7 protein-coding genes are annotated in these 6,710 nt (G+C 36.8%); 4 read left to right on the forward strand and 3 right to left on the reverse strand.

Going from position 1 to position 6,710, the window contains the following annotated elements:
- Positions 1-45: 45 nt before the first annotated feature.
- On the reverse strand, positions 46-1,134 hold the full coding sequence (locus MOK21_RS19130; protein WP_249075543.1) for an FUSC family protein: 1,089 nt from the start codon (positions 1,132-1,134) through the stop codon (positions 46-48).
- A gap of 339 nt (positions 1,135-1,473) precedes the next feature.
- The gene (locus MOK21_RS19135; RefSeq protein WP_283164805.1) at positions 1,474-2,760 is read right to left on the reverse strand and encodes a glutamate-1-semialdehyde 2,1-aminomutase; all 1,287 of its coding nucleotides are present in this window, start codon (positions 2,758-2,760) and stop codon (positions 1,474-1,476) included.
- 131 nt (positions 2,761-2,891) lie between these two features.
- Between MOK21_RS19135 and bcp the strand changes: the two genes are divergently transcribed.
- The 3 genes from bcp to perR all read left to right on the forward strand — a co-directional run bounded on the left by bcp (position 2,892) and on the right by perR (position 4,866).
- Entirely contained in the window at positions 2,892-3,368 is a 477-nt protein-coding gene (bcp, locus tag MOK21_RS19140; RefSeq protein WP_249075544.1) for a thioredoxin-dependent thiol peroxidase, read from the forward strand.
- Positions 3,365-4,309 (forward strand): D-2-hydroxyacid dehydrogenase, encoded by a 945-nt coding sequence (locus MOK21_RS19145; RefSeq protein WP_249075545.1) that lies wholly within the window; start codon positions 3,365-3,367, stop codon positions 4,307-4,309. The genes bcp and MOK21_RS19145 overlap by 4 nt, the downstream gene beginning before the upstream one ends.
- Positions 4,310-4,422: 113 nt before the next feature.
- Entirely contained in the window at positions 4,423-4,866 is a 444-nt protein-coding gene (perR, locus tag MOK21_RS19150; protein ID WP_249075546.1) for a peroxide-responsive transcriptional repressor PerR, read from the forward strand.
- Positions 4,867-4,891: 25 nt separating this feature from the next.
- Here the strand turns inward: perR and MOK21_RS19155 are convergent, their stop codons facing one another.
- Positions 4,892-5,242 (reverse strand): YgzB family protein, encoded by a 351-nt coding sequence (locus MOK21_RS19155; protein WP_079564327.1) that lies wholly within the window; start codon positions 5,240-5,242, stop codon positions 4,892-4,894.
- Positions 5,243-5,451: 209 nt separating this feature from the next.
- Here MOK21_RS19155 and MOK21_RS19160 point away from each other — a divergent pair, with 209 nt between their 5' ends.
- Positions 5,452-6,345, forward strand: a complete 894-nt coding sequence (locus MOK21_RS19160; RefSeq protein WP_249075547.1) for a nucleotidyltransferase-like protein — start codon at positions 5,452-5,454, stop codon at positions 6,343-6,345.
- Positions 6,346-6,710: the final 365 nt, after the last annotated feature.

Here is a 6,710-nt window from a genome sequence, read left to right on the forward strand (position 1 = left end):
GATGGATAATACCAACTCTTCGCCCTTTTAACTGAGTTCTTCTATTTAAATAAATTCCTCTTCAAATTCCACATTAATTTCATGCCCATGATGAGTCTGATACGACACGATGAGCGTATCCAAATGCTCTAGGTTTTCTTCGTAATCTAAAATACGAGATAAAATATAAAGTAAGTGATAGCTCGAGAACTCTGTATCGCCTTCCTCATGCGCGTAACTAATCTGTTTAATGAATATTTCCATTAACTCGTTGCGCTGAACATAATCGATGTTTTTACTCCACTCCGAATGTTCGGGCTTTAATTTCCCCGTATACTTTAACAGGAGCTGCTCATGGTAAGTTAGCAAGAAATCAAGTCGCTCTTGAATCATTAAATGAAATTGCGTCGGTAGCTGTGATAATTCATTTTCATGATTATGAAGACGATGAAGAAGTTCTAAACTTTTCTTTGACGTTGTGATCATTTGACGATACACAACTAATTTACGTGCTTTTATATACTTTTTATTTTTAAAGTAATTACGCTCTTCCTTATAAAAAGAATACAGTGTATCCACACGTTGCATACGAGACTTAAATTTGCTTAAAGCTTCTTTTGTAGAAGTATGTTCAGATGCTTGACGAACGGCAAGTCGCGTCCATCGAATAATATCATCCTGTAAAAAGTAAATCTTACGGAAAAGCTTTACCTCATATTTTGGCGGTAGGAAGAACAGATTGACCACAAATGCTGCCAACACCCCAACTAATATTGTAACAAAGCGAATAAGACCGAATGTAAGAAAGTCATCTCCTTGAATCTCCATAATAGCTACTACTGTAACTAATGCAAGAGACAACGATTTTTCAAGTTTAAATTTCAACATTATACCGATAGCAACAATGACTGCAATGCCGACTGCTACTACATGGTGACTAAAAAGCAAGCCAAAAATGACCGCGATGGTTGCTCCTATAATGTTGGCTTGTACTTGCTCAACAATTGTTTGATAGGAGCGATAAATAGATGGCTGAATCGCAAAGATTGCTGCAATTCCTGCGAAAACAGGTGAAGGTAGCTCTAGCAGCTCAGCGATAAAAAGTGCAAATACGATGGCGACACCAGTCTTAAATACACGGGCACCTAATTTCATAGAAAATGGATGTCCTTTCTGTTAAAAAATTTTAATTTCTTTCAGTATAAATCTCCCCCTTCAACAGGTGGCGAGATAAATACAGTTATAGATTCTTCAGTAAGTGCTCAAACATCCGATAAGCAAAAGCTTCCGGCGTATGTCACATATCCGAATCCTGCACAATTATGACGAAGCATAATTAATGCTTCTTTACATTATAGAAGGAAGTGCTCATAAAATACATAAATTTGTATGTCATTTACAAAGAAAGACGACTCATAAGGGAGTCGTCTTAAAAGTTTAATATCTAATTACTGTTCTAAAATGCTCTTCTCACTAAGCATTAGCCTTTGTAAATTACAATTGAGAAAATGCAAAGTCTACCGCTTTAATGGATTCTAGAATATCAGCTTCTGTATGTTCTGTTGTTAAGAACCATGCTTCATATTTAGATGGTGCTAAATTAATGCCTTGTTCAAGCATTAATTTAAAGAAGCGACCAAAGATTTCACCGTCAGAGTTTTCAGCCTGCTCATAGTTTTCTACTTTCACATCTGTAAAGTAAATTGTAAGGGCCCCTTTAAGGCGATTAACAGTAATTGTTACATTATGTTTTTGTGCTGCAGCCAGGATACCTTCCTCTAAAATGCCCCCAAGACGATCCATTTCATCATAAATACCTGGAGTTTGTAATACTTCTAGGCAGGCAATACCAGCTTGCATAGATGCAGGGTTTCCAGCCATTGTACCTGCTTGATAGGCAGGTCCAAGTGGAGCAACTGTATCCATAATCTCTTTACGACCACCATATGCTCCGATTGGTAAACCACCGCCGATTACTTTACCAAGTGCAGTTAGATCAGGTGTTAACCCTAATAAGTTTTGGGCACCACCGTAGTGGAAGCGGAAAGCAGTAATAACTTCATCATAAATAGTTAGTGCTCCTTTTTCCTTTGCTGTAGCATGAACTAATTCCAAGAAGCCAGGGTTAGGCTCGACAATACCGAAGTTTCCAACAATAGGCTCTATTAAAATAGCTGCGATTTGATCGCCCCATTGATCCATAGCTTCTGTAAATGCTTCTGGGTTGTTAAATGGTACAGTAATGACTTCCTCTGCTGTTGAAGTAGTAACACCTGCCGAATCTGGCGTACCTAATGTTGCAGGACCAGAACCAGCGGCTACTAATACTAAGTCAAAGTGACCATGGTAGCAACCAGCGAATTTCATAACCTTCGTACGGCCAGTATAAGCACGTGCAACACGAATTGTTGTCATGACAGCTTCAGTACCAGAGTTATTAAAGCGTACTTTATCCATAGATGGGATTGCTTCTTTTAGCATTTTAGCAAAAGTAACCTCGTATTCAGTTGGTGTCCCAAACAAAGTTCCATTTTCAGCTGCATGTGTAATAGCCTTAGCGATATGTGGGTGACCATGACCAGTAACGATAGGACCGTAAGCTGCTAGATAGTCGATATAACGGTTGCCATCAACATCCCAAAAGTAAGCACCTTTCCCACGAGCCATTGCAACAGGTGAACCTCCGCCAACTGCTTTATAAGAACGAGAAGGGCTATTTACACCACCAACGATATGCTGTAGCGCTTCTGCGTGTACTGCTTCTGATTTTGTGTGATTCATATATATTGCCTCCTAAATCTTTATACTCCATCTATTGTAGACCTATCAGTGCAAGAAATCCAAAGAAATTAAGGGATATGATTTGTTTTACTATTTAGAGTAAAATAGAGCGTACAGAGGAGGAGATTGATATGGCTTTAATAGAAGGTAAAAAAGCACCTGATTTTTCCCTTATAAATGAAAAAGGAGAAACAGTAAAGTTAGCAGATTTCAAAGGACAATATGTTATTTTATATTTTTATCCCAAAGATATGACTCCAGGCTGTACGACAGAGGCTTGTGACTTCCGTGATAAGCATGAGGATTTTAGTCAATTAAATGCAGTTGTACTTGGTATTAGCCCTGATGATGAAAAAAAACATAGCAAATTTATAGATAAGCATGGATTACCATTCTCTCTATTAGTGGATGAAGATCATGCCGTAGCAGAAGCGTATGGTGTATGGGTGCTGAAGAAGATGTATGGACGCGAATATATGGGGATAGAACGTTCGACATTTTTAATCGATACAGAAGGAAATCTAATAAAGGTATGGCGTAAAGTACGTGTCAAAAATCATATTGAAGAAGTGTATACATATTTAGCAGAATGGGAGGCGACACAATGAGAATATATTTTACGTTTGAACCAAGGCCAGATTTACGTGAGCCACTAGTAGCAAAATTTCCTCAAGTTGATTTTATTTTTGAAAATGGCTTATCAAACGAAGAGCTGCAACAAGCAGATGTACTTGTCACATACGGTGAAGATTTAAATGATGAAAATATTCAGTGTGCGACAAAACTAAAATGGATTTTTGTAGCTTCAGCGGGGATCGAAAAAATGCCTGCTCAAGCCATTATTGAACGGGGAATATTCGTTTCGAATGTGCGCGGCATTCATAAAACACCAATGGCAGAATCAATGCTTGCCCATATTTTGGCGATTAAACGTGCACTGCCTTGGATGTATGGACAGCAGAAGAAAAGTGAATGGTCCAAAAAAGCGAAACAAACCGAGTTACGGGACAGTACAGCGCTTATTTTAGGACCTGGAGCTATTGGCTCAGAAGTAGGTCGATTATTACAAGCTTTTGGTGTTGTGACAATTGGCTGTAACCGCTCAGGGAATGAAGTATCATATATGAATAAGATGGTGAACTTTGATCAATTAATAGAAGCTTTGCCTAAGGCTGATATTGTTATTTCTGTACTACCTAGAACAGAGGAGACCACACATTTATTGAAAGAAGAACATTTTAAAGCGATGAAAAATGACGCCATTTTCATGAATTTTGGTCGTGGAAACTTAGTAGAAGAAAAGGTTTTGATACATGCCATTCAAGCAGGTGAAATTGGTCATGCCGTATTAGATGTATTTGAACAAGAGCCTTTAACTGAGAATCACCCATTATGGACATTACCGAATGTCATTGTGTCTCCGCATGTTTCGAGTCATTCATCTCGCTATGTTGAACGTAGTTTAGAGATCTTTAAACCAAGCTTAGAGAAATGGTTACGTGGTGAAACAGATTTAGAAAATAGGATGGATTTATCTAGAGGTTATTGACTTAATTCTAATTAAATTGAAATGTGTATGAATGTTGACAGAAGTAAGAGAAATTCGATACACTAATTATAACAATTATAAATTAATAATCTTTATGGAAGAGGTGCATGACGATGTCTGAAACGCATTTACAGGATGCACTTGACACGTTAAAAACAACTGGTGTTCGTATTACTCCTCAGCGTCATGCTATTTTGGAATATTTAATTCAAACAATGGCACATCCAACTGCCGATGAAATTTATAAAGCACTTGAAGGGAAATTCCCAAATATGAGTGTTGCGACTGTTTATAATAATCTTCGCGTATTTCGTGAAGTGGGTCTAGTGAAAGAACTAACATTTGGTGATGCTTCAAGTCGCTTTGATTTCGTTACAAATGATCATTATCATATGATTTGTGAATGCTGTGGCAAAATAGTCGACTTCCATTATCCTGGTCTCGACGAAATTGAACATTTTGCATCACAAGTAACAGGCTTTGATGTGCATGCACATCGTTTAGAAATTTACGGCACTTGTCCATCGTGTAAAGATGTACCTGCAAAAGTACAATAAAAAATTCCTAGCTCTTCAATGAGGGCTAGGAATTTTTTGTCTTATTATAAGATTGGTCGAACTCTTTTCCTTCTAGAGTTGGATCCAGCGTTAATGGTTCATTACAGTACATACACATATCTACACGGCCTAATACTTTTGTGTGCTTATGGCAATTAGGGCATTCCACTTGAACAGCTTTTGTTGAGAGCAGCCCTATCCATGCATAAACAACTGTACTACCAATGATACAAAGTACACCAAGGGTCATGAAAATTAATACTAGAATAGGATAGTTTTTAAAGAAGATTCCCCCATACATAACTACAAAGCCGATAAAAATAAGTGCTAATGCGAATGAACGGATTTTATTAATTTTACTTTTGTAAGGTTTCATTTATCATCTTGCCTCCCAATCTAAAATCTACTATAACATATAAGAACAAAGTATTTTAGCTTTGATAACGTGGAAAGAAGGAATACTTTTAGAGTATGTCGAAATTTTAACGAAATCAATCTCGCCTTGGCGTCATTGAGTCCGGTGAAAATCCGTGACACCCATTGAATGAAGATAAAAGGTCACAAGCAAATAGAGGGGGACTGAACATGGAACAAGTTTTGCGTCCAATATACCAGGAACGAGCAAGTCAGTCGAATACACTAGGCGTTATTTTAGTGGAAAAACGCGAGGAAAAAAGTAATGTTACAGATACCTTTGATACAATTTTACTTATTATTGTAAAGGAAGCGGAAAAGCCAGTCTTTTCGAAACATTATCTATATGAAGGAAATAAAGTAGCTTTACATACTGTTACTGAGAAAACAATACGAAAATGGCTACTAATTGGCTCAAATAAAAAAGTAGTCGATTGGATTTTCTTTGGTAGAGTATTATTTGATCGTAATGAATTTCTTCATAAATTAAAAATTGAATTACAGGAGTTTCCGTTTAGTGGTCGTAAAATTAAAACGGGCATTCAATTTTCAAAGCTAATTCGACGTTACTTAGAAGGAAAAGAATACTTTGATAAGGGGAGCTATCTCGATGCTTATAATCATGTTGTAGATTCGTTACATCATTTGGGCCGTTTATCTATCATTGATAGTGGACTTTATCCTGAAGTAACCGTTTGGGCACAGGTGAAAAAACTAGAACCGGCAATTTATAAATTATACGAAGAGCTTGTTACAAGTAATGAACCGATAGAAAAACGGTTAGAGCTATTGTTTTTAGCAAGTGAGTTTTTAATACATTCACGTACTCGAGACGGAGCTCAACATATTTTAGAAGTCATGCAAACAAAAGAGACTTGGACGATTCAGGAATTGCACGATCATGAGGAGCTCATGAACTACTCAGTAGATTTAGAAGTATTTGTTGAATATCTAGTGGACAAAGGCTACATTCAAATTGAACCTATCGTTGCGAAAAGTGAAATGATATTCCACCGTCATTATAAGGTAAATAAAGAAGCTCTAGAAATCGATCAAGGACTGTAGTATGCTAGTTATCGAGGTATGAAAAATACCTCGATATTTTTTTGAAAAAGTTGTTGACTTTTAATTTGTTGATATTGTATTATATTAATTGTCGCTAAGACATAACGAAAAACTCAACGAACGAAAAAAACTTTTTAAAAAAGTTGTTGACATGAATTGAGTTAAATGTTAATATTAAGAAGTCGCTGAAAAACAACGGCGACGATATGAACCTTGAAAACTGAACAAGCAAAACGTAATCAATAAAGTTTTTAGTAGCTGACCTTGAGTTGGTGAACGAGACAAAATTTTGGACATCAAACATGATGCCAGCAAAACAATTTGAGCTAATCAAATTTCTTTTTATGGAGAGTTTGATCCTGGCT

Source organism: Lysinibacillus sp. BPa_S21 (assembly GCF_023337795.1).
Lineage (GTDB): Bacteria > Bacillota > Bacilli > Bacillales_A > Planococcaceae > Lysinibacillus.